General features: G+C 66.4%; 24 protein-coding genes. 8 read left to right on the top strand and 16 right to left on the bottom strand.

The genetic code is table 11. The features are described from left to right. Positions 1–8: 8 nt before the first annotated feature. Entirely contained in the window at positions 9–938 is a 930-nt protein-coding gene (locus ACJYUO_RS11995) for a rhomboid family intramembrane serine protease (protein WP_494345601.1), read from the bottom strand. A 156-nt stretch (positions 939–1,094) separates the two neighbouring features. Here ACJYUO_RS11995 and ACJYUO_RS11990 point away from each other — a divergent pair, with 156 nt between their 5' ends. From ACJYUO_RS11990 to ACJYUO_RS11980, 3 genes are read left to right on the top strand one after another with little or no spacing between them, the layout of a single operon-like run. Further along, positions 1,095–1,535, top strand: coding sequence for a DUF5788 family protein (locus ACJYUO_RS11990; RefSeq protein WP_494345600.1), 441 nt, complete (start codon positions 1,095–1,097; stop codon positions 1,533–1,535). After that, positions 1,532–3,283 carry a DNA polymerase/3'-5' exonuclease PolX gene (gene polX / locus ACJYUO_RS11985; protein WP_494345599.1) on the top strand — a complete coding sequence of 584 codons (1,752 nt, stop codon included), beginning with the start codon at positions 1,532–1,534 and terminating at the stop codon, positions 3,281–3,283. Before ACJYUO_RS11990 ends, polX begins: the two co-directional genes overlap by 4 nt. Positions 3,284–3,319: 36 nt before the next feature. Beyond that, complete coding sequence (locus ACJYUO_RS11980; protein ID WP_494345598.1) at positions 3,320–3,763, top strand: Mut7-C RNAse domain-containing protein; 444 nt, start codon at positions 3,320–3,322, stop codon at positions 3,761–3,763. A gap of 49 nt (positions 3,764–3,812) precedes the next feature. Here the strand turns inward: ACJYUO_RS11980 and ACJYUO_RS11975 are convergent, their stop codons facing one another. Together ACJYUO_RS11975 and ACJYUO_RS11970 are read right to left on the bottom strand one after the other, a co-directional pair. Next, positions 3,813–4,565 (bottom strand): PHP domain-containing protein, encoded by a 753-nt coding sequence (locus ACJYUO_RS11975; RefSeq protein ID WP_494345991.1) that lies wholly within the window; start codon positions 4,563–4,565, stop codon positions 3,813–3,815. A 37-nt stretch (positions 4,566–4,602) separates the two neighbouring features. Next, on the bottom strand, positions 4,603–5,031 hold the full coding sequence (locus tag ACJYUO_RS11970; RefSeq protein WP_494345597.1) for a hypothetical protein: 429 nt from the start codon (positions 5,029–5,031) through the stop codon (positions 4,603–4,605). Positions 5,032–5,141: 110 nt separating this feature from the next. On the opposite strand from ACJYUO_RS11970, the gene ACJYUO_RS11965 reads away from it, so the two are divergent. Further along, a complete protein-coding gene (locus ACJYUO_RS11965; RefSeq protein ID WP_138244970.1) occupies positions 5,142–5,429 on the top strand; it encodes a DUF7565 family protein in 288 nt (95 codons plus the stop codon). Positions 5,430–5,755: 326 nt separating this feature from the next. Here the strand turns inward: ACJYUO_RS11965 and ACJYUO_RS11960 are convergent, their stop codons facing one another. Further along, a complete protein-coding gene (locus tag ACJYUO_RS11960) occupies positions 5,756–6,193 on the bottom strand; it encodes a transcription elongation factor Spt5 (protein ID WP_004217006.1) in 438 nt (145 codons plus the stop codon). Beyond that, a complete protein-coding gene (locus ACJYUO_RS11955) occupies positions 6,193–6,366 on the bottom strand; it encodes a protein translocase SEC61 complex subunit gamma (protein WP_006432548.1) in 174 nt (57 codons plus the stop codon). Before ACJYUO_RS11955 ends, ACJYUO_RS11960 begins: the two co-directional genes overlap by 1 nt. Before the next feature lie 137 nt (positions 6,367–6,503). On the opposite strand from ACJYUO_RS11955, the gene ACJYUO_RS11950 reads away from it, so the two are divergent. Further along, positions 6,504–6,716 (top strand): hypothetical protein, encoded by a 213-nt coding sequence (locus tag ACJYUO_RS11950; protein WP_494345990.1) that lies wholly within the window; start codon positions 6,504–6,506, stop codon positions 6,714–6,716. A gap of 124 nt (positions 6,717–6,840) precedes the next feature. Here the strand turns inward: ACJYUO_RS11950 and ACJYUO_RS11945 are convergent, their stop codons facing one another. The 10 genes from ACJYUO_RS11945 to ACJYUO_RS11900 all read right to left on the bottom strand — a co-directional run bounded on the left by ACJYUO_RS11945 (position 6,841) and on the right by ACJYUO_RS11900 (position 17,206). Then, positions 6,841–8,052 (bottom strand): S1C family serine protease, encoded by a 1,212-nt coding sequence (locus ACJYUO_RS11945; protein WP_494345989.1) that lies wholly within the window; start codon positions 8,050–8,052, stop codon positions 6,841–6,843. Positions 8,053–8,129: 77 nt separating this feature from the next. Further along, the gene (locus ACJYUO_RS11940; RefSeq protein ID WP_494345596.1) at positions 8,130–8,783 is read right to left on the bottom strand and encodes a bifunctional 4-hydroxy-2-oxoglutarate aldolase/2-dehydro-3-deoxy-phosphogluconate aldolase; all 654 of its coding nucleotides are present in this window, start codon (positions 8,781–8,783) and stop codon (positions 8,130–8,132) included. 200 nt (positions 8,784–8,983) lie between these two features. Next, entirely contained in the window at positions 8,984–10,222 is a 1,239-nt protein-coding gene (locus ACJYUO_RS11935) for a mandelate racemase/muconate lactonizing enzyme family protein (RefSeq protein WP_494345595.1), read from the bottom strand. A 162-nt stretch (positions 10,223–10,384) separates the two neighbouring features. Next, complete coding sequence (locus ACJYUO_RS11930; protein WP_494345594.1) at positions 10,385–11,281, bottom strand: alanine--tRNA ligase-related protein; 897 nt, start codon at positions 11,279–11,281, stop codon at positions 10,385–10,387. Positions 11,282–11,354: 73 nt separating this feature from the next. Then, on the bottom strand, positions 11,355–11,879 hold the full coding sequence (locus ACJYUO_RS11925; protein ID WP_494345593.1) for a transcriptional regulator: 525 nt from the start codon (positions 11,877–11,879) through the stop codon (positions 11,355–11,357). Positions 11,880–11,994: 115 nt separating this feature from the next. Continuing rightward, positions 11,995–13,323: a J domain-containing protein gene (locus ACJYUO_RS11920; RefSeq protein WP_494345592.1), complete on the bottom strand. Its 1,329-nt coding sequence runs from the start codon at positions 13,321–13,323 to the stop codon at positions 11,995–11,997. A 136-nt stretch (positions 13,324–13,459) separates the two neighbouring features. Then, a complete protein-coding gene (locus tag ACJYUO_RS11915; RefSeq protein ID WP_494345591.1) occupies positions 13,460–14,794 on the bottom strand; it encodes a DNA polymerase Y family protein in 1,335 nt (444 codons plus the stop codon). Between the two features lie 119 nt (positions 14,795–14,913). Beyond that, positions 14,914–15,645 carry a GNAT family N-acetyltransferase gene (locus ACJYUO_RS11910; protein ID WP_494345590.1) on the bottom strand — a complete coding sequence of 244 codons (732 nt, stop codon included), beginning with the start codon at positions 15,643–15,645 and terminating at the stop codon, positions 14,914–14,916. A gap of 194 nt (positions 15,646–15,839) precedes the next feature. Beyond that, positions 15,840–16,169, bottom strand: coding sequence for a transcription factor S (locus tag ACJYUO_RS11905; RefSeq protein WP_494345589.1), 330 nt, complete (start codon positions 16,167–16,169; stop codon positions 15,840–15,842). 59 nt (positions 16,170–16,228) lie between these two features. Continuing rightward, positions 16,229–17,206 (bottom strand): beta-ribofuranosylaminobenzene 5'-phosphate synthase family protein, encoded by a 978-nt coding sequence (locus ACJYUO_RS11900; RefSeq protein ID WP_494345588.1) that lies wholly within the window; start codon positions 17,204–17,206, stop codon positions 16,229–16,231. 225 nt (positions 17,207–17,431) lie between these two features. Here ACJYUO_RS11900 and ACJYUO_RS11895 point away from each other — a divergent pair, with 225 nt between their 5' ends. The 3 genes from ACJYUO_RS11895 (at position 17,432) to ACJYUO_RS11885 (ending at position 20,261) form a co-directional block, all read left to right on the top strand. Next, the gene (locus tag ACJYUO_RS11895) at positions 17,432–18,139 is read left to right on the top strand and encodes a glycosyltransferase family 2 protein (protein ID WP_494345587.1); all 708 of its coding nucleotides are present in this window, start codon (positions 17,432–17,434) and stop codon (positions 18,137–18,139) included. Between the two features lie 113 nt (positions 18,140–18,252). Continuing rightward, positions 18,253–19,980 (top strand): dihydroxy-acid dehydratase, encoded by a 1,728-nt coding sequence (ilvD, locus tag ACJYUO_RS11890; RefSeq protein WP_494345586.1) that lies wholly within the window; start codon positions 18,253–18,255, stop codon positions 19,978–19,980. Positions 19,981–20,105: 125 nt separating this feature from the next. Next, positions 20,106–20,261 carry a hypothetical protein gene (locus tag ACJYUO_RS11885; RefSeq protein WP_254764309.1) on the top strand — a complete coding sequence of 52 codons (156 nt, stop codon included), beginning with the start codon at positions 20,106–20,108 and terminating at the stop codon, positions 20,259–20,261. Positions 20,262–20,377: 116 nt separating this feature from the next. Here ACJYUO_RS11885 and ACJYUO_RS11880 read toward each other — a convergent pair whose 3' ends face one another. Further along, positions 20,378–20,815, bottom strand: a complete 438-nt coding sequence (locus ACJYUO_RS11880; protein WP_494345585.1) for an FAD synthase family protein — start codon at positions 20,813–20,815, stop codon at positions 20,378–20,380. Positions 20,816–20,827 lie beyond the last annotated feature (12 nt).

Genomic DNA, 20,827 nt, shown 5'->3' with positions numbered 1-20,827 from the left:
TCGAGCTATCAGAACCGACGGCGACCGCCGGGTCCGCCGGGACCGCCCGGCCCGCCGCCACCACCGCCGAACTGCAGTTGATTCGGCGCGCTGACGTTCCGGTTTCGCTTGACGTACTCGCCGTAGCCGAGGCCGATCACGAGGCCGACGAGGTGGGCCATGTGGGCGATTCCGCCGCCGCCACCGCCGGTCGAGAGGAATGCGACGCTAATGAACGCGTAGCCGGCGGTCAACAGCCAGATCGGCACCGGGAGAATGAAGTAGAGGTACACCTTGAGTCCGGGGTTCAGGACCGTCAAGACGCCCATAATCGCGAGTGCTGCACCGCTGGCTCCGAGGACGGCCGTCGGATTTCCTTGGGCGATCGAGATCCCGACCTGACTGAGCCCGGCGAGGACGCCGCTGACGATGAACAGGATCGCGAAATTCCGCGAGCCGACGTAGCGCTCGACGAGCGGGCCGAAGAAGAATATCACGATGCTGTTCCCGACGATGTGCATGAAGTTGTACGGGCTGTGTGCGAAGATCGACGTGATCCACGTCCAGACGTATTCGACGTGCCCCGAGGACAGCGTGAACACCGTCTGGTGGATGGATGCACCCCCGATTAACAGCGTGGCCCACTGGGCCAGAAACGTCAGCCACATCAACGCGAGGAACGTGTAGGTCGCGTTCCCGCGGAAGTACGCGAGCGGGCCGCCCGGCCCGGTATCGATCGGGAGCTTATCCGTGAGACTCGAGGCCCGAGCGGTGCTCTCGCCGGAACTGACGCTGTCGTCGAAGCCACTGTCGAAGACGCCCTGTGGATCGTTCCAGTCTTGCAGCCCCGAGCAGTCGTGGTTCTCGGGGAGCCGGTGGTCGGCACAGTAGGTCCCACCGCAGTGCCGACAATTGTACGGCATGTTTTCGTCCTTCCCACACACGTCGCACTTGGCCATTGACCGGGGGTATGTGGGGAGCCGCTAAGGGATTTGGGGTTTGACGTGATAACGATCGGCGCGCAACCGGCCAAAAGATCGGCGCTGGGCCCCTGGCGCTGGCGACAGTGCCGTGTAGACTGTACATTTTTGCCTCCCCGTCCCCCATCACCGGACGTGCAAGAGTACGAGCGCAAGCAACTGCTCGAGCGCGTCGAGCGCGAGGGCGCGACCGTCGGCGCGGACATTCCGGAGACGATCACGGTCCAGGGGGAGGAGATCGACCTCCGGACGTTCGTCTTCGAGATCAAGCGCCGCGAGACGGTCCCGGCCGGCGAACGCGACCGCGTCGAGCAGGCAAAGCGGAACCTGCGACGCGAGCGACTCGAGCGACTCGAGCGGATCGAAGAGGACGATATCAGCCGCGAGGTGGGCGACGACCTCGCCCAGAGTATCATCGGCATCGACCGGGCGTTAAACGCCCTCGAGAGTCTGGGGCCGACGGACTTAGAGCGCGAGCAGCAGGTCCAGCAAGCCCAGGATCGCAAGCGCTGGATGTCGTTCCTCAAGAAGGCGCTGGGACAGGACGACGACACCAGTTCCCGGAGGGGCCGATGACGACCAACGCCGAACTCGCCGCCCGCTTCGAGGAGTTCGCCGACCTGCTCGAGGCCGACGGCGTCGAGTACAAACCCCGCGCGTACCGCCGTGCGGCCGAGAACATCCGCGCACATCCCGTGCCGATCGCCGACCGAATCGAGGCGGGCGACCGCACGGCCGTCGAGAACATCGACGGGGTCGGCGACGCCATCTCCTCGAAGGTCGTCGAGTACGTCGAGACCGGCGAGATCGACGAACTCGAAGAACTGCGGACCGACCTCCCGATCGATATCGCCGACATCACCCGCATCGAGGGCGTCGGCCCCAAGACCGCGGGTAAGCTCTACCGCGAACTCGGCGTGCAGACCTTAGATGACCTCGAGGCGGCTGCTGAAGCCGGCGAGGTACAGGAAGTCAAGGGCTTCGGCCCGAAGACCGAACAGAACATCCTCGAGAACCTCGAGTTCGCCCGGACCGTCGGCCAGCGCCAGTTGCTGGGCGAGGCGCGACCGCTCGCCGACGACGTGCTCGCGTTCCTCGGGTCGACCGATGCGGTCGAGCGCTGCGAGGTGGCAGGGTCGATCCGGCGGTGGCGCGAGACGATCGGCGACGTGGACGTGCTCGCGGCGACGAACGCGGGCGAAGCTGTCGTCGAGGCGTTCGTCGACTGGGATTCGGTCGACGACGAGATCGAATCCGGCCCGGAGAAGGCAAGCGTCCGCGTCGGCGAGAGCCGCGTCGATCTGCGCGTGGTCGTTCCCGAGGAGTTCGGCGCCGCCTTGCAGTACTTCACGGGAAGCAAGGACCACAACGTCGCCCTGCGCAACTACGCGATCGACCGCGGGATGAAGTTGAACGAGTACGGGGCCTTCGATGTCTCCGACGTCGAGGACCCGGAGGGCGGACAGCGCGTCGGCGAGCGCGTCGCCGGCGAAACCGAGGACGGGATGTACGAAGCGCTCGGCCTGCCGTGGATCCCGCCGGAACTCAGAACGGATCGCGGCGAGATCGCCGCCGCGGAACGCGGCGAGTTGCCCGCGCTGATCGTGCGCGAGGACATCCGCGGCGACCTGCACAGCCACACCGAGTGGTCCGACGGCAACACCGACGTTGCCGCGATGGTCGACGCCGCCGCCGAGCGGGGCTACGACTACTTCGGGATCGCCGACCACGCCGAAGGCCCCGGAATCGTCGGCGGCATGGGGCTCTCCGACACCGAGATCCTCGAGTACGCCGAGGAGGTCCGCGCGGTCGGCGACGAGGCCGAGATCGAGGTCTTCGCCGGCATCGAAGCGAACGTCGACGCCGACGGCGAGATCGACCTCTCCGCAGAGGTAATCGAAACCTTGGACGTGATCGTCGCCTCGACCCACAGCGCCCTCGATCAGGACGCCGAAACCGCCACCGAGCGGCTCGTCCACGCCGTCGAGAACCCGGCGATCGACGTGCTGGGCCATCCCAGCGGCCGCCTGCTCAACCAGCGCTCCGGGCTCGAGTTCGACGCGACCGCGCTCGGGGAAGCCGCCGCCGCCCACGGCACCGCACTCGAGGTTAACTCCGATCCCCGCCGGCTGGATCTGTGGGGCAGCGCCGTCCAAGCCGCGCTCGAGGAGGGCGCGCCGATTTCGATCAACACCGACTCCCACCGGCCCGCGACGCTCGAGTACATGCGCTGGGGCGTCCACACCGCGCGCCGCGGGTGGGCAGAACCCGACGACGTGATCAACACGTGGGCGGTCGGGGACCTTCGCGAGTTCCTTCACTGATCGATTCTGACCTTCCCCTGAGAACGCACCAAACCGATGCGACTCCTCCTCGATGTCATGTGCGGCGGGCTCGTCGCTTACCTGCGAATATGTAACCACGACACCGCCTACGCCGGCGGTCGCGGACTCGAGGCCGACGACGATCTGCTCGCCGTCGCCCGGGACGAGGGCCGTACGGTCGTCACTCGAGACGTCGAACTCGCGGCTCGTGCCGACGAGGCGATCTTGCTCGAGTCCCGCGAGGTCGACGCCCAACTCGCCGAACTAGACGCCGCCGGACTCGCCTTCTCGCCGGCGGCCGAACCCGCGTTCTGTGGTCGCTGTAACGGCCCGCTGGCGGATGTCGATCCGGCGACTTCGACGCCGGCGTACGCCCCGGATCCCTCGGAAGTCGAGATGTGGGTCTGTCGCGACTGCGGGCAGTATTTCTGGCGCGGCAGTCACTGGGACCGAGTCGTAGCGACGCTTTCGGAAATCTGAGACGCGAAGCCGTCGCTATCGAACGGGAGGGCGCGGACGACAGGGAGTTCTAATAGACGGCGACATCGTCGAACCGGCCGTCGTAGGCGATGTGCTGTGGATGTGTCGGCTCCGTCCCCGAGAGAAACAGTCGGTCGACCTTCTTCCACGTGTTCTCGTAGACGAGGTGGCCGAGCTCCGCCGTCGTCGTCGCCCACCGGTCGAAGCCGTTATCGTAGACGACGCGGCGAGCGATGCCGTCCTCGAGTGCGGTCAGGAGAGCAGCTTCGCTCTCGATGGTCGCGTCGAAGGCGGTGTGGGCCACGCCGACGGATCGGGGGAGGTGGGCGTACGAGGAGGTAAACGGCGGCATCGACAGGTCGTCGGCGAGTTCCCGCGCCCGGCGATTGTCCGGCGGGAAGTGGCGCGGGTTAAAGATTTCGATCGCGTCAATCGTCTCCGCATACGTTCGGAGGTCTGCCTCGTCGAGGCTCACGTTCGCAAAGTCCGGGTGGGGGACGAGCACCGTGGCGTCCTGGCGCTCGAACTCGGCCATCGCCGACTCGAACGGGATGAAGTCCGGCACGGGCTCCTCGAGGCCCAGCGCGAGGACGTGTCTCCGGTTTCGCCACGTCCCGGTAAACACCTCGCGGGCGGGGATCACCAGCAGATCCTCGCTCGAGTACGCGGCCGCCCGCTCGCGGATCTCGGGAAGGCGGGTAAAGTGAGGGGCGTAGACGATCGCATCGAGGCCGGCCCGCTTGGCTCGCTCGACGACGCGATCGGAGAGCACCTTCACGTGACAGTCGATTCGGAACGTCACTCCATCGGTCACGACCACTACTTCCGGGACAGCCGAGTTATGAATTCTGATTCGGCGGCCACTCGAGAGTCCCCTTGATCGCGTCGACGATGGGGACGACTGGCTCGTCCGGGTCGATCGAGATGAACAGCCCGTCCTCGCCGACGTAGACCCGGAGGATCTTCAAAAAGTCCATCGACGTGGTGATGTATTCGACTCGCTCGGCTTCGGGAAACAGCGTGTTCCGGAAGAGTTTGCTCTGCATGAAATCCATGTGGACGTTCGTGTGAATCTGCTCGAAATGCTCGAGCATCGCCTCGCGGCTGTCGTACATCGAGATCGTCCGGTCGTCGATGTACAGCGGCCGAAACGACTCCGTGTCGTACTCACAGAAGGCGTACAACGGCCCTGACACCGTCTCTTGGACGACACGGCGAACGCGGTCGGCGTCGAACGTGGCCAGTGTCGACCTGTTAGTCGCCGGCATGACCGATGAGATGTGCCGCAGGGTCGAAGGGTTGTCGGGCACACCTCTTCGAGCCGAGAGGAATCGCTGCGAAAGGATCATTAGGGCGGCCGTTCGAGTGGCAGTATCGAATGGCCTGGGAATGCGGAATCGACGGCTGTGGCGCAGTTTTCGAGGACGTCGAGTCGGCCGTCGTCCATCAGGCGACGGAACACCAGCGCCGCGAGTGTAAGGTCTGTGGGACCGTCGTCCCCGACGGCTATCTCGCGATCCGACACGCCTTTACCGACCACAGCCGCGCCGAATACGTCCGCGCCTACGGCGCTAGCTCCGAGGAAGTACGGGAGCGCGAAGAGCTACTCGAGGAGATCGAATCGGAAGCGGACATGCAAGCGATCGCGACGGAACTGAAGCGGTAACGAGCGGTCTCGGAGTCGACCCGTCTCGGAACCACGGCCGGTTTCTCGCTAGATTTGACCCTCTTTCTCGGAAAATGGAGTAGAAAACGGTCTCAGTGCTCATTCGAGGCTGAACACTGAGAGAACCGACTCGCTATCGCTCGTCGGACGAGCACGCGAATCTGGTCGCCCCGCACCGTCACGGGAATCGGAACCGTCGCGCTCCTAAATTTTACATCGTCGGGTCGCCTCGCATCGGCGACTACTCCTCGCAAAATTTAGTATAAAACTTCCCTCGGCGCTCGCTGCTCACGGGTGCGCAGCACCCGTTCGCATGGTCCGATGAACTACCGCTCGTCGGAATCGAGCACGCGAATCTGGTCGCCCCGCACCGTCACGGGAATCGGAACCGTCGCCTCGTACAGTTCGACGGTGACCTGATCCTTGCCCTCGTCGATCCGCTGGACCTGCGCCTTCTCGCCTTTGAATGGGCCGGCGATGAGTTCGACGATGTCGCCCTCGGCGATCCCTTCGACATCCGGCTTCGGCGAGAGGAAGTGCTCGACTTCCGAGATGTCGGACTCGCCGGGGACGATGCTGCGCGCGTGAGGAATGTCCTCGAGGACGCGGTTGAGGACCGCGTTGCCTTCGGCTTCGACCATCACGTAGGAAGTCAGCGAGTCGGGGGCGAGGGCGGCGTGGATCTCCGGCTCCTCGCGGTTGATGATCATGTCCGCGACGGTGCGCTCTTGACTCGCCGTCGTTTTGACAGCAAAGATCCCCATTAGACGCCACCCGGCAGTAACAGCATGATCGCACCGATGAGGAATCCGACGAGACCGACCAGGAGGATCCCTGCACCGGCGATTTTCGACACCTGGAAGAACTCGTTAGTCGTGGGTGTCGTCGCCATTTTCAACACCCGAATGTACGAGGTGAGGTCGTACGGAACGTCCATATCTGTCTATTCACAGCGTAGGGTCTTTTATCTGTCTTTCGTGTCTCGTGAACGTTCCCGGGCGACCGCCGGCGCTGTCGGCAGACGTTGCACTCGACGGCCCCGCGTCCAAACGGCTCGGCGACGAACGTCGCTGCATGGCCGAAGACGACTCCGACAGAGCACACGAGTACGAGGCAGAACGAGAAGCCGAAATCGAGGACGAACTCGAGCGGATCGACCGCGATCCGGACGAAGTCGACGAGGGCGACGGCACTCTCGGCACGCAGAACGCGCCCCGCGAGGACGCGGACGACCTCGAGGAAGCCGAAGAGGCAGACGAGTCCGACGCAAACGAAAACGCGGACTGAGGGCAGCGATCCGCTGCGAGGCGACCTACATCTCGAGCGGGGAGCCGATGTCGATTATAGTAGCTCTTGAAACGATTTACACACCGATCGCAACGCTATCCTGCGATCGGGTGTGCATTGACTTTCAAGAGCTACTATAGGGATCCGTTGGCGGCGGTGCCTCGCGCGGGCCGCCGATCGGGGTCCGCGGTTGCTCGGCTTCCGGCCGTTCTGCCAGCGTCAACTCGACGGACTGGCGCTCGCCGTCGCCGATGATCTCGAGTTCGATCGTCTCGCCGGGCGACGCCTCGAGAGCGAGATACGACGAGAGCGCCGACTGGTTCGGGATCTCTTGGCCGTCGATGGCGACGATGACGTCACCGCTGCCCGGCCGAGCCGTACTGGCCGGCTGGAGGACCCCGTCGGCGGGGCCATCGGGGACGACCTCCATGACGAGCACGCCGGTCGCCTCCTCGAGGCCGATTTCGGCGGCGATTTCCGGACCGACGGGCTGGACGCCGACACCCAGGTAGGCGTGGTCGTACGAGCCGTCCTCGATGAGCGCGGGCACGACGCGATTCGCCAGCGCCGCGGAGATGGCAAAGCCGATGGTCTGGCCGGCACCGGCGAAGACGACGCCGAGTACCTCGCCCTCGAGGCTCACGAGCGGCCCGCCGCTGTTCCCGGGGTTGATCGGCGCGTCGGTCTGGATCGCGGCCGGGATCGAGAAGCCGGAGGGACTGGGTAGCGAGCGGCCGGTCCCGCTGACGATTCCCTGTGAGACCGACGCGTCGAGCCCGAGCGGGTTGCCGATCGCGAGCACCTCTTGGCCGATGATCGGCTCGGACTCGGCGAGCGAGAGGGGAGAAGCGACATCGGGCATGTCCTCGACGCGGAGGACCGCGAGGTCGCTGTAGGCGTCCGTCCCGACGATCGACGCGGGTCGCCACTCTTCGTTGCTGAACTGGAGTTCGATGCCGCCCTCCGTGGCAGCCTCGACGACGTGGTTGTTCGTCAGGACGTATTCGTCGTCGATGACGAACCCGGTTCCGAGTCCACCGCCGCCGGTTCCGGGCCCGCCCGTTCCGGTGACGGTAACGAGAACGACCGAATCGATCGTGTCGCGGTACACCGCTGCATATTCGCTGCCGACCTCATCTGCCTCCGGCTGTCCCGCCCCCTCCGAGGCGTTCGAGGCGTTGGACTCGTCTTGAGCCACGCCGGCACTGGAGCCGCCGAGACCGAACGCCGCGGCGACCCCGGCCGCACCGACCACACCGGTCGCACGCAGTAACCGTCTTCGAGTGCAGTGATCTGGATCTGAAGCCACGCCCATTGCCACCCCAACGAACGGTATAAAACGGGTCCCGGCAACAGCCGATTATCGGGCCGCATCCAGCGTGGTCGCCGAGAGCGTTTCGCCCGCTTGCACTATCACTCGCTTCGCGCTGCCTCGACGGCCTCGACGAACGACGCCGCCGTCTCTCGAACTCGATCCATGTCGCCGTCGGCGACGGCGGAATCGTCCACGAGAGCACCGCCAGCACCGACGGCCACCGCGCCGGCCTCGAAGAAGTCGGCGACGTTATCCCGGGAGACGCCGCCCGTCGGGATAATGTCGACGTCGCCCAGCGGCCCCGCGAGCGCGCCGATGTGGTCCGGGCCGACCGTCGACGCGGGGAACATCTTGAGGAGGTCCGCGCCGGCTTCCATCGCCGTCACGGCCTCCGTCGGCGTCATGACCCCGGGCGCGACGAGGACGCCGTGGCGGTTGCAGGTCCGCACCACGTCCGCGTTCGTATGCGGCGAAACGACGAACGACGCGCCCGCGTCGATCGCGGCCTGTGCGGTCGGCGCGTCGAGGACGGTCCCCGCCCCGACGACCGCATCGGTGTCCGCGAGCTCGCGGTCGACGGCCGCGATCTGCTCGGCCGCGCGCGTCCCGTCCGCCGTGATCTCGAGTGCGTCGACCCCGGCGTCGTAGATTGCACGAGCGACCGGGACGATCTGGTCCTCGTCGATACCCCGGAGGACTGCGATGACGCCGCCCTCAGTGATCCGCTCCCTGACGGTTGCCTTCTCGGTCATTCGTCCGCCCCTCCCGCGACCGCCGTTCGCCGCTCGTTCTCGAGCCGTTCGCACCGTGTACCGTAACGTTCCATCACGGCGAACTCCGTGCCGTACCTTCAATAAATTTACTCACGGTCGAAAAAGCAGACAAGGTCGGTACCGTTCACTCCTCGGGCGGCGATCGGATCCGCGAAGCGTCGTCCTCGCGGCGTCTCGGTTTAGGCCTCGTCGAAGAGTTCCTCGCCCTCGACCATGTGCTCCTCGACGACGTCCATGTCGAGCGTGACGCCAAGTCCGGGCTCCTCGGGGATTTCGATGTAGCCGTCCTCGATGACGTCTTCCTCGACGAGGTCCTCCCACCAGTCGAGTTCGTAGGAGTGGTATTCGACGGCAAGCGAGTTCGAAATGGCCGCGCCGACGTGGGATCCGGCCATCGTCGCCACGGGCGAGGCGACGTTGTGCATCGCGACCGGGACGTAGTACATGTCCGCGAGATCGGCGATCTTTCGGGTTTCGCGCATCCCGCCGACCTTGGGCATGTCCGGCGCGACGATGTCCAGTGCCTGCTCCTCGATCAGGCGGCGCTGGCCGTGCTTGCGGTAGACGTTCTCGCCGACCGTAATCGGCGTCGACGTGTTCTGGGTGACCTCGCGCTGGACGTCGTGGTTCTCCGGCGGGACGGGGTCCTCGAGCCACCAGATATCGTACTCCTCGAGTCGCTTTGCGAGCCGCTTTGCGCTGCCGCCGGAGAAGGTCCAGTGACAGTCGAAGGCGACGTCGGCGCGGTCGCCGACGCGTTCGGTGACTTTCTCGACGATTTCGGCCTTGTGCTCGATTTCGGGCTCGCGGAGGTGGCGGTTCGCGCGGTCTTTCTCGTGCCCGCTGGGCACGTCGAGGTCGAATTTCAGGGCGTCGTAGCCGAGGTCCTCGACGACGCGTTCGGCCTCGTCGGCGCAGGCCTCGGGATCGGCCTCGTCCTCGGTGTGACAATCACAGTAGACGCGGACCTCGTCGCGGTACTTGCCGCCCAGCAGCTGATAGGCCGGCACCTCGAGGATCTTCCCGGCCAGATCGTGCAGAGCGACCTCGATACCCGAGATCGCGGTGACGGTGACGCCGCCGATCGAGCCCTCGCCGGACATCTTCTGGACGAGGTGTTCGGTCAGTCGGTCGATGTCGAGCGGGTTCTCGCCGACGAGGAACGGTGTCATCCGCTGGATCAGTTCCGGGACGCCAGCGCCCCAGTAGGCTTCCCCGGTGCCGACGATGCCGGAATCGGTGTAGATTCGGACCAGCGTCCACGGGAAGTTCCCGTCGATCATCGTCGTCTGGATGTCGGTGATCTCGATGTCTCGGCCGCCGCCGCGCTCGTTCGTGACACCCATCGTTTCTGCCGAGAGGTCCCGCATCGTGTACTCGGCGTTCGGATCGTGTAGTTGCGAGTAATCGATTCCCATGGGCACCAATTCACTCGGAAGTTAGTAATAGTTTCTACCTCCGACAGGAGGTCTCGCCGGTATCTCCGGTCGAGGACTGGAAGCGGGCAGGGATGAATTCACTGCTTGCAAGCGGTAGTGTCACCCGCCCCAATGAGTGTCGTTGCCTACTGTCAGTCGCCGCTACTGCCGACCGCTGGCGGGTCGCACGCGCTCGAGTTCGTCGCCAACCTCCTCGAGATCGGCATCCAGCGCCGATGTCGCGGCGAAAGCCGCCCGCTTCTCCGCGGTCCGGCGCTCGATCGCCTGTGGGCCGACGGCGAATTCGATCCGGGTCACGTCCGACTCGGGACTCGAGCCGCCGAGCACCGTGACGGGCCCGACCTCGCGGGTGTTCCGGACGTGGGTGCCGCCACAGGCCGATACGTCCCACGGGTCCGTCGGGCCGGCCGTCCCGGAGAGACGGTTTCCGCTTCGGTTGTCGTTCTCGGCTTCGATCGTGACGAGGCGGACTCGTCCCTTTTGGACCGCACCCGCATCGGCCGCTCTCTCGGCGTCGAACGCGACCGCGTCGCGCTCGCGGGCCGCCGAAATCGACACGTCGTCCCACGACACCGGCCGCGACTCCCAGACCACGCGGTTGACGGTCTCGTCCAATTCGATCAGCGTCTCGTCGTCGAGAGCCGTACCCGTCTCGAGGTCGAGACGAACCGTCTCCGGGCCGATTTCGAGGCCAACATAGGCCGCCCCCTCGAGCAGTCGCCGGGCGGCCCCGACGAGGACGTGACTGGCGGTGTGGGCCCGCATGCAGTACATCCGAAAGGACCAGTCGACCGAACAGAGGACGCGGTGGCCCGGTTTGAACGACGGTTCCTCGACCAATACATGGACCTGTTCGCCGTCGACGAACTGCACGTCCGCGATCGCGATATCGCCGATCGTGCCGCGGTCTGCCGGCTGTCCGCCGCTCGCGCCGTAGAAGTGACTGCGCTCGAGCCAGACCCGTCGGCCGTCGATCGACATCACCTCGGTCTCGAACCGCGTGGCGTACGGCTCCGCTGCCGCCCGTTGCCCGGTCATCGGTCACAGTCTGTCGTCTGCGCTTAAAAGTCTGCTCGCCGAGAGGGTCACGACCTCGAGAAAATTCTCTCGCTTACTCCGCGAGAGTTACGTCGAGGCGCTCCTCGAGGGCCTCGATCAGCCCGCCGCCGACGCCGGCTTGGGTGGCACGTCCTTGTTCGACAGCGAGAACGTCTTTGGCCGGTGCACCGAGTTCCTCGGCCAGTTCCTCGCGCTGGAGGCCGGCGTCTTGCCGGGCCTCGACGAGCGCTTCGCCGTAGTCCGAGACGAGATAGGGCAGCGGGTCGTCGTCGTAGTTCGTCCCCTCGCTTTCCCAGTGTTCGGAGTCGCCATCCCAGACCGGGTTCGCTTTCGCGACGTTCTGGGCCGCCTTCCGCTTGCGACTGGTCTCGTCGTTCGAGCCGGCGTCCTGGTCGCTCCGATTCCGATTTTTGTCCCGCCCGTGCGTCTCGGAATCGTCGTGGGGCGCACAGTCCGGACAGACCTCGAGTTCGGCTCCGGCGACCGATGCGAGCGTAAGCGAGTCGCTCTCGGCACCGCAGAGTTCGCAGTTCGTCCCGCCACCACCACCGGACGAACCGGTCGAGTATTTGGCCATGCGAGGCTTTGGCATCTGTCGCATTTCAACTGTTCGGTAGTGCAGGCGGTCCGCGCCGTCACACCACGGCACGGTCGGCCACTCGAGGCCTCGTCTCGAGCTGACCAGCGAAAAATCAGCGGTCGAAGTGCTTCCGAATAGTCGCCCGCAGCGGCAGTCCCAGCGCGCCCGCAAGCGGGAAGAGTACGAACGCGGCGAGATCGATCGGGAGCGAGGCGACGCCGGCCGCGGCGATGCCGAACCCGGCCAGTGGCGCGAGGACCGGGAGGACGTAGCCGTAGGACGGTTTCCAGCCGGGCCCGCGTCTGGTTCGGCGGACGATCACGCCGAACAGCAGCGGCATGAGTACCGCACCAGCGAGCAGGGGGCCACCGACCAACGTCGTCGTCGCACCGAGCGCGAACGCGACGACGATCGTCTCGTTGATCGTCAGCCGCCCCCACGTGTTCTCTCTGGAGACTCCGCGAACGACGAGCAGACTCACCAGTGCGAGCGCGACGACACCCGCCAGCGCGCCGTACCATACCGTCGTCTCGAGCGGCGGGGTGACGAACTCGACACCGTGAACGAACATCAGCGTCGTCTCGAGCCCGTGGCGGCTCGCCGAGAGCAGCGTCCAGAGCCCGGACGGGTCGGCACCGATGGACTGAATCTCGGCCCATAGCGAGCCGAGGGGCTCCCGATTCTCGAGGCCGAAGTGGCCGAGGCCGGCGGCGTAGACGAGCACGGAGAGCCAGATCAGCGGCAGGGAAAAATTCTGCCGTCGCCACCAGCGGGTGATGGGGTTGCCGGCGGTATCGGCGGTTCCGGACCCGGAACCGGTCGCGGTCCCGCCGGATCGAGCGGTTCCGCGAGCGGATCCGCTGTCGGTCCCACCGGTTCGGTTACTGGTCCCCGAACCGCTACCGGCGGCAGACCCCGTTCCCGTTCCGGAGCCGGTTCCAGTCCCGGTACTGGCCGTACTCGAGGCACCGCTCGCGGTCCCAGTTGAGGCTGACGCCGTTCCGGCCGTCGATGTCGTCCCGCTCGAGCCGGTGGTCGACGACGACCGACCGGCGGTCGACGAACTGGACGCCGCGGCACCGGCCGACGACGACGCGGTCGACGCTTCGGCGGATGCCGTCTCCGATTCCGAATAGCTCAGTTCCGTGCCGCTCGAGTCGTCCTCGTCTTCGTCGTCGCTCTTCCAGACGTCTGGGGAGGGGAGGCCGCTGGTACGCTTCGCGACGTAATCTTCGTGGCCGAGTCGGTCGTAGGCCTGCCGTTCGACCGGATCACCGAGGATGTCGTAAGCCGTTTTGACCGCGGTGAACTGGGCCTGTGCGCGGTCGTCGTCGTTCAGATCGGGGTGGTAGACGCGGACCTGGTCGCGATAGGCGTCCTTGATCTCGTCTTGGGAGGCGTCGGGCGGGATCTCGAGAAGGTCGTAGAAATCTTCTGTCATATGAGCATGAGGCCGATGTGGTCTGTGACGATGATTATCGGGGCGGGGTTATAATTTCGGTGTTCTTTCCAGTTCGGTATACTGTTGGCTCGAGATGGGTGGCTGTTTCGGCCGGTTGCGGTCCGTGGATGGCCGCTTACGAAAAGTCCGCGAGGGAGGTTTGCCCAACCAAGCGGTCGCCACTGGCCGGATCCGGCTCCGGATCGGAGTCCGCCTCGGGCCCGAGTTCGACCGCGGACTCCCGTTCGCCCTCAGTCTCGGGGTCAGATTCGGAATCGGGTTCCGGGTCGGACCCGGCCGCGGACTCCCACCCCTCGAGGCTGGTCTGGTCGGCCGTCGCGAACTCGAGGTTTGCCACCCGGACCCCAAGCTTGCGGACGGGCTCGCGCTCGAACTCGGCGAACAGGTCGCGAGCGATGCGGTCGACGAGGTCGGGGTCGTCGATCGGGCCGGGCAGCGATTTTTCGCGGGTGTTGACGTCGTAGGGTGGCGTGACGGCTTTGACGCCGATGGTCCGGTACAGCGCGCCCTCGCGGCGGGCGCGATCCGCGACGGCCGCCGCGAGCGTCTCGATCAGATCGTACTTCGGGTCGGGGTCCTCGACCGGTTCGGCGAAGGCCGATTCCCGCGAGAAGCTCTTGGGATCGCCCTTCGGCTCGACCCGGCGGTCATCCTCGCCGCGCGCGCGGTCGTACAGTTCCCGGCCGCGCTCGCCGAACCGCTCGACCAGCGGCTCCGGATCGGTCGCGGCCACGTCGCCCGCCGTTTCGAGGCCCATCTCCCGGAGCTCGCGGGCCGTTACGGGGCCGACGCCGTGGAGCAGGTCGACCTCGAGGGGCGCGAGGAATTCCCGGATGTCGCCGGGTTCGACGACGGTGAGCCCGTCGGGTTTGTCGAAGTCGCTGGCGATCTTGGCCGCGCTCATCGTGGGGGCGACGCCGACGCTGACGGTGACGCCGACCTCCCGGCGGATGCGGTCCCTGATGTGGCGGGCGAAGCCGTCCGCGACTTCCCACGCGGTCCGTTCGGTCACGTCGAGGTAGGCCTCGTCGATACTGACCTCGCGGACGACGCCGGCGCAGTCGTGGAGGATCTCCCGAACCTCGGCCGCGACGGACTCGTAGTAGTCCATGTCGACGGGCCGGTAGTAGCCGGTCTCCTCGCGTGAGAGGTCGGAATCGTCGATCGCCCCGTCTTCGAACGCCGCGCGTCTGGGGAGTCGCTCGAGGGCCGTCGAGATGGCCTGTGCGCTCTCGACGCCGAACTCGCGGGCCTCGTAGCTGGCGGTGGCGACGGCACCGATCGTCTCGCCTTCCTCGTAACCCATGCCGACAACGAGGGGTTCCTCGCGGAGTTCGGGCTCGCGCAGTCGCTCGCAGGAAGCATAGAAGCAGTCGGCGTCGACGTGACAGACGATGCGGTCCTCGTCGGCCTCGCGCTCGACGCCCGGCAGCCGCGGCCCGTCGGACATTCGTCTACCGGTGGATTCGTCCGGACCGACGTGAACGTTGCGCCCGCGATGTGGGTGGGCTTGCAGTCACGGCCGACGGTTGGCGGTCGCGATAGGCGAACCGCCGCCCGGCAGCGCCGCTACAGTTCGCGCGCCATCATCACTTCGTCGACGTACTCGCCGTCGATCGTGTAGTGGTCCCGACGGATCGCCTCGGTATCCCAGCCGTGTGCGGTCAGGAACTCGAGTGCGGTGTCGTTGACGACCGGGACGCTGTTGTAGAGTTTCCGGTAGCCGTTCGCTTCGGCCCACTCGAGGCCGCGCTGTAGGAGTTTGCTGCCGATCCCACACCCCCGATGGGCCTCGCGGACGCCGACGGTCTGCTGGGCGACTTCCCGAACCGGATCGGTCTGCTCGCACTCGAGGTGTGTCCAGCCGACGACCTCGCCGTCGACGGTCGCGACGAAGAACGTCCGGGATTGGACCGCGTTGTGTCTGGTGACGGCGTCTTCGTACAGCAGTTGCTCGGCGATCGTCTCGGCGACGACGTAGGTCTCCGCTGCCGTAACGTCGCGGATGGTGTCGACGAGGCCGTCGAAATCCGCCTGCCGAGCGGGGCGAACGGTGACGGTGAGATCGTCTAACTCGTGTTTCTCGACCGCCCCGAACTCGAGTGCGATCCGGAGCGTGCCGCCCTCCTCCTCGAGATAGCCGTCCGATTTCAACTCCTCGAGGCGGGTTCGAAACTCCTCGGCGGGCAGGGTGAGGATCTCCAATACTTTGTGGCGCTCGACGGTTCCGTGCCGTTCGACGTACTCGTAGATGCGTCTGCTGGCGTCGGACGCAAACGTCGGCCGTTCAATCGCGTCCATACCCCCGATACGCGGGCCGGCCGCTTAGTCCTTGTTCATTGGTATCATGGACCAACTGTGGCGGACCGGTCACGATCGATCGCGGCCCGGCCACTCCGCGGCGAGTCGGAAGACTCCCAAGAACCGTCCTCGAGCCGGCATCCTGCGAAGAAGACGGCCGACGGCCGCCACGAACCGGTATTGGATCGCTGGACTCAGTTGTATTCCCGCCAGCGGTTCCCACAGTCGGTGCACTTGAAAAAGCGCGTCGGCGGCTCGTCGGCCGAAGCGGTTTGCTTGAGGGTGTACCACGCTTCCTCGGCACCGCACTCGTCACAGATCACGTCGTTCGCCTTCGGCTTCCCCTCGAAGTTGGCCTCCTCGCTGGACTCGATCACGTCGGCGTCGGTCTGTGACTCCGTCGTGACGAAGGCGTCTTCCTGCTCGCGGTCCCGCTCGTTCGAGGCCCCGCAGTCGTCGTTCGTACAGACCATGCGGTCCCCCGCCGCCTTCATCATCGAGCCGCAGTCGTCGCAGAATTGCATATCGATCCGCTACGGGCTCGGGAGGCAAAAACGCTCCACTTCGATCGACTCGAGCGGCCTCAGTCCGTCGTCCGGACTCGAGCCCCGGCCTCGGCCGGCTCCGCAAGGATAACCCGTCCGCCGAGTCCGCGGTCCGCGAGCGCGTCTTCGGCCGCGGCCTCGGCCTCGGCGGCGTGGGCGGTATCGGTCACGCCGTAGACGACCGGGCCCCACGACGATTGGCCGACGCCGGAGAGGACCGGGCAGTCCTCGAGCGCCTCGACGAGTTCGCCCGCAGGCGGCCGGAAGACGCCGCCCTGGGCGTCGGCGTACCACGCCCCGTTCTTGCGGCCGATTTCGGCGATCGCCTCGCCGAAGGGCTCGAGGCGGCCCGCGGCGGCAGCCGGCAGCAGTTTTCGGGTGACGACGCCGGCGAGTTCGTCGGCGACGGCGGGATCGGCGCGTTCGACGACCGAGCGCATGCTCGCATCCTCGTCGTCGCCGCTGCGGCCGGGTTCGGCGTTGGGGACGACGACAAGGAATCGCCATTCCGGCGGCAGGTCGTGGCGGGCGACGACCGGCGGCACCGTCCAGTCGCCCTCCGCCGGCGGCTCGGTGGTAAACCGGTTCGTCGGATGGCCCGCGTCGACGACGAAGCCGCCGCCCTCGAAGGTCGCGACGCCGACGCCGCTGCGGCCGCCCCGCCCCATCGCCGGCGCGCGCTCCCGAACTCGCGGCTCGAGGCCGTGGGCTCGCGCCGTCGCCGTGAGCACGGCGAGGGCGAGTTGGGTCCCGCTGCCGAGTCCGACGTGGCGCGGCAGGGACTCCTCGAGTGAAAGTGCGACGCCTGGGACCTCGAGAATGTCGACTGCGCGGCGCGCGTACGTCCGAAGCAGCGGATCGGCAGCCTCGACGGCGGCGGCGGGCTCGGCCGTAACGGTCGCTCGCGGTTCCGCGAGTCCGACGCCGATGCCGCCGTAGAGCCGCTCGCGAGCGAGCGAGAGGTTCTGGAAGCCGACGTGGAGGCGTGCGCCCGCGCTGACGGTCGCGGTCGTCATGGGTCGTGATCGTGCCCGGCTACGAACCCCCTCGGGAAGGGGGTTTCGACGGTGGCAACGACTGAGACGGGTTGCTGTAACGGTTCACCGGCCCAACCCCGATCGCACTGGGGTTGGGCCGGCACTGACTTACAGGAGGCCGTCTGCGAGCGTCACGACAGTGTGGCCGCGCGGCGCGGTCGACAGACACAGCGGTTATGTCGGTCGCCCCGACAGTCCCCGACGATGTCGTCAGTCGACGCCTCAGTCGTCGTTCCCGCCCGCGAGGAGGGCACCCGCCTCGAGCGAACGCTGGACTCGCTCGCGGCACAGACCTTCGACGACCGGCTCGAGGTCATCGTCGTCGCGAGCGGGGCGACGACGGAGCGCGTCGCTCGAACGCATCCGGCGGTCGACCGCGTGTTGATCGACGACCGTCGGGCGGGTCCCGGGCCGGCCAGAAATCTGGGTACGGCGGTCGCCGGTGGCGAGGTGGTGTTGTTCACCGACGCCGATACGGTGGTTCCGCCCCAGTGGGTACGCCGCCATTACCGTCACTACGCGGCTCCCGAGGTCGTCGGCGTCGGCGGGCCGCTCCGGCCGCTCGAGGGTGGGCTCCGTCACCGCGCGCTCTTTCGGGTCCTCTCAGACTGGTGGTATCGGGCCTGCTGGCCGGTCGGGTTCGTCCAGCAGGCGGGCTGTAACTGCAGCGTCCGCCGGACGGCGTTCGAGGCGATCGGTGGGTTCGACGACGACTTACGGTTTCTCGAGGACACCGACCTCTCCTTGCGGCTCTCCCGAGAGGGACCGATCGTCTACGATCACACCTGCCCCGTCGAAACGTCGGCCCGCCGGCAGAGTCGGGTCGGCTATGTCCGGCTCTTCTGGACCTATCTCGTCGGCTACCTCGAGTACGCGCTGCCCGGGTCGTCGCCGACTCGAGACTACTTCTGACGCAGCGAACGACAACCCCCCGTTCTCGCCCGAACGTGTTCGTCCGGACGGAACTGCCACGAACGATTGGCCGAGAAAGGGTGACTTATACCCCTCCGACGCAAGGTCCGACCATGAGCAGCGACGACGAGTTCGACTACGGAAAAGACGAGCAGTTGCGGAGCCGCGAGGTGACGGAAGGTCCGGACAAAGCCCCCCACCGCGCGATGTTCCGCGCGATGGGGTTCGACGACGAGGACTTCGGGTCGCCGATGATCGGCGTGCCGAACCCAGCGGCCGATATCACGCCGTGTAACGTCCACCTCGACGATGTCGCCGACGCCGCACTCGAGGGGATCGACGACTCCGGCGGCATGCCCATCGAGTTCGGGACGATCACTATCTCCGACGCTATCTCGATGGGGACCGAGGGGATGAAGGCCTCGCTGATCTCCCGGGAACTGATCGCCGACTCCGTCGAACTGGTCTCCTTCGGCGAGCGCATGGACGGGCTGGTCACGATCGGCGGCTGCGACAAGAACATGCCCGGCATGATGATGGCCGCGATCCGAACGGATCTCCCCAGCGTCTTCCTCTACGGCGGCTCGATCATGCCCGGCGAACACGAGGGCCGGGAGGTCACCGTCCAGAACCTCTTCGAGGGCGTCGGTGCCGTCGCCGACGGCGAGATGGAAAGCGAGGAACTCGACGAGATGGAGCGCAACGCCTGTCCGGGCGCGGGCTCCTGTGGCGGCATGTTCACCGCCAACACGATGGCCTCGATCTCCGAGGCGCTCGGCTTCGCGCCGCTGGGCAGCGCCAGCCCGCCCGCCGAGGCCGACTCGCGCTACGACGTCGCCCGCGAGGCCGGCGAACTCGCCGTCGAGGTCGTCGAGGAGCAACGCAAGCCCTCCGACTTCCTCAGCAAGGAGTCCTTCGAGAACGCCATCGCCCTGCAGGTCGCCGTCGGCGGCTCGACCAACGCCGTCCTCCACCTGCTGGCGATGGCCGCCGAAGCCGGCGTCGACCTCTCCATCGAGGAGTTCGACGAGATCAGCCGGCGCACCCCGAAGATCGCGAACCTCCAGCCCGGCGGCTCCCGCGTCATGAACGACCTCCACGAGGTCGGCGGCGTCCCGGTCGTTCTCAACGCCCTCTACGAGGCCGACCTGCTCCACGGCGACGCGCTGACGGTCACCGGCAACACGATCGGCGAGGAACTCGAGGCGCTCGATCCGCCGACGATCGAGGACCTCGACGTGGACTTCCTCTACACCGTCGACGAGCCGAAAGACGAGCAGGGTGCGATCCGCATTCTGACGGGTAACCTCGCGCCCGGCGGCTCCGTCCTCAAGGTCACCGGCGACGACGAACTTCACCACGAAGGCCCCGTCCGCGTCTTCGAGAACGAGGAAAACGCCATGGCGTACGTCCAAGAGGGACACGTCGAGAGCGGCGACGTGATCGTCATCCGCAACGAGGGGCCACAGGGCGGCCCCGGCATGCGGGAGATGCTCGGCGTCACGAGCGCGGTCGCCGGACAGGGCCACGCCGAAGACGTAGCGCTCATCACCGACGGCCGCTTCTCCGGCGCGACGCGCGGGTTCTCGATCGGCCACGTTGCCCCCGAGGCGTTCGCCGGCGGCCCCATCGGTCTCATCGAGGACGGCGACGTGATCACCATCGACATCGAAGACCGGACCCTCGCGGTGGACCTGAGCGAGGAAGAACTCGAGGCCCGCCGTGAGGAGTGGGAACAACCCGACCCCAACTACGACAGTGGTGTGCTGGCGAAATTCGGCAATACGTTCGGCTCGGCGGCCAACGGCGCGGTGACCAACCCCGGCGTCAAAGAGGAGTAATCGGCGGACGTATCCGATCGGGCTAATTCACCCGCTTACGGGTGACAATTACGCGATACCGCCCCCTTCGATTTCCTGCACGAGTCTTTCCCGCCTCTGTGACCGACTACCAGGTAGACAGACGAATGTGTAAATACTGCCTCGAGTGTGATTGGCAGGCGAGTACTGCCGACGGCTACACGGAGAAGGAGGTGTCTGAAAAGGCGATCGAGCACTTCGTCGAGACGGGACATACAGTCGATTCGCTCCGGCTGCCGCCGCCAGTCATCCTCGAAAACTGAACCGATCGAGTCATCGGCCGAGCAATCAACTGGGCCAGTACCGGCCCGATGACGATTTCTCGACGCTGCCGTCGTCCGCGAGCTGCCCGCGAGACGACTCTCTTCTCTCGACCGTCTCACCCGCGGCGCTCGAGGATCCGATCGATGATCAGCCGCGTCGAGAGCAGCTGTTCGTCGGCGTTGTCGCCCGCCTCTCGAGCGCTCGCCCGACGGACCTCGCAGTCGATGCCGCGGGACTCGAGTTCGGCCGCGATGGCTGCGTCGTCGTGGTGCTGGTCGTGGCCCAGCGCGATCACGTCCGGGTCGATCTCCTCGATTGGGACGAAAATGTCCTCCTCGTGGCCGAGTCTGGCCTCGTCGACGGTCTCGAGCGCGGCGACCATATCCCGACGCTGAGTGGCCGGACAGATCGGTGTCTCCTTGTGGTCGACGTTGGTCGTGCGCGCGACGATGACGTGGAGTTCGTCGCCCATCGCGGCGGCCTCCTTGAGGTAGTGGACGTGGCCGGGGTGGAGGATGTCGAAGGTTCCCTGGGCGATGACTGTCTGACTCATGATCGCCTCGCA

The sequence above is a fragment of the Natrinema sp. CRL1 genome (genome assembly GCF_059162405.1).
Note: the sequence above shows the minus strand (reverse complement) of the source record. Positions and strands in the feature narration are given on the sequence as shown.

Coding starts and splice junctions, on each gene's coding strand:
- ACJYUO_RS11965 (WP_138244970.1), top strand. CDS start 5,142: ATGGCCTGGGAATGCGGAATCGACGGCTGTGGCGCAGTTTTCGAGGAC.
- ACJYUO_RS11935 (WP_494345595.1), bottom strand. CDS start 10,222: ATGGGAATCGATTACTCGCAACTACACGATCCGAACGCCGAGTACACG.
- ACJYUO_RS11905 (WP_494345589.1), bottom strand. CDS start 16,169: ATGCAATTCTGCGACGACTGCGGCTCGATGATGAAGGCGGCGGGGGAC.
- ACJYUO_RS11940 (WP_494345596.1), bottom strand. CDS start 8,783: ATGACCGAGAAGGCAACCGTCAGGGAGCGGATCACTGAGGGCGGCGTC.
- ACJYUO_RS11915 (WP_494345591.1), bottom strand. CDS start 14,794: ATGTCCGACGGGCCGCGGCTGCCGGGCGTCGAGCGCGAGGCCGACGAG.
- ACJYUO_RS11930 (WP_494345594.1), bottom strand. CDS start 11,281: ATGACCGGGCAACGGGCGGCAGCGGAGCCGTACGCCACGCGGTTCGAG.
- ACJYUO_RS11995 (WP_494345601.1), bottom strand. CDS start 938: ATGGCCAAGTGCGACGTGTGTGGGAAGGACGAAAACATGCCGTACAAT.
- ACJYUO_RS11925 (WP_494345593.1), bottom strand. CDS start 11,879: ATGGCCAAATACTCGACCGGTTCGTCCGGTGGTGGTGGCGGGACGAAC.
- ACJYUO_RS11910 (WP_494345590.1), bottom strand. CDS start 15,645: ATGGACGCGATTGAACGGCCGACGTTTGCGTCCGACGCCAGCAGACGC.
- ACJYUO_RS11970 (WP_494345597.1), bottom strand. CDS start 5,031: ATGCCGGCGACTAACAGGTCGACACTGGCCACGTTCGACGCCGACCGC.
- ACJYUO_RS11880 (WP_494345585.1), bottom strand. CDS start 20,815: ATGAGTCAGACAGTCATCGCCCAGGGAACCTTCGACATCCTCCACCCC.
- ACJYUO_RS11920 (WP_494345592.1), bottom strand. CDS start 13,323: ATGACAGAAGATTTCTACGACCTTCTCGAGATCCCGCCCGACGCCTCC.
- ilvD (WP_494345586.1), top strand. CDS start 18,253: ATGAGCAGCGACGACGAGTTCGACTACGGAAAAGACGAGCAGTTGCGG.
- ACJYUO_RS11950 (WP_494345990.1), top strand. CDS start 6,504: ATGGCCGAAGACGACTCCGACAGAGCACACGAGTACGAGGCAGAACGA.
- ACJYUO_RS11980 (WP_494345598.1), top strand. CDS start 3,320: ATGCGACTCCTCCTCGATGTCATGTGCGGCGGGCTCGTCGCTTACCTG.
- ACJYUO_RS11900 (WP_494345588.1), bottom strand. CDS start 17,206: ATGACGACCGCGACCGTCAGCGCGGGCGCACGCCTCCACGTCGGCTTC.
- polX (WP_494345599.1), top strand. CDS start 1,532: ATGACGACCAACGCCGAACTCGCCGCCCGCTTCGAGGAGTTCGCCGAC.
- ACJYUO_RS11885 (WP_254764309.1), top strand. CDS start 20,106: ATGTGTAAATACTGCCTCGAGTGTGATTGGCAGGCGAGTACTGCCGAC.
- ACJYUO_RS11955 (WP_006432548.1), bottom strand. CDS start 6,366: ATGGACGTTCCGTACGACCTCACCTCGTACATTCGGGTGTTGAAAATG.
- ACJYUO_RS11895 (WP_494345587.1), top strand. CDS start 17,432: ATGTCGTCAGTCGACGCCTCAGTCGTCGTTCCCGCCCGCGAGGAGGGC.
- ACJYUO_RS11960 (WP_004217006.1), bottom strand. CDS start 6,193: ATGGGGATCTTTGCTGTCAAAACGACGGCGAGTCAAGAGCGCACCGTC.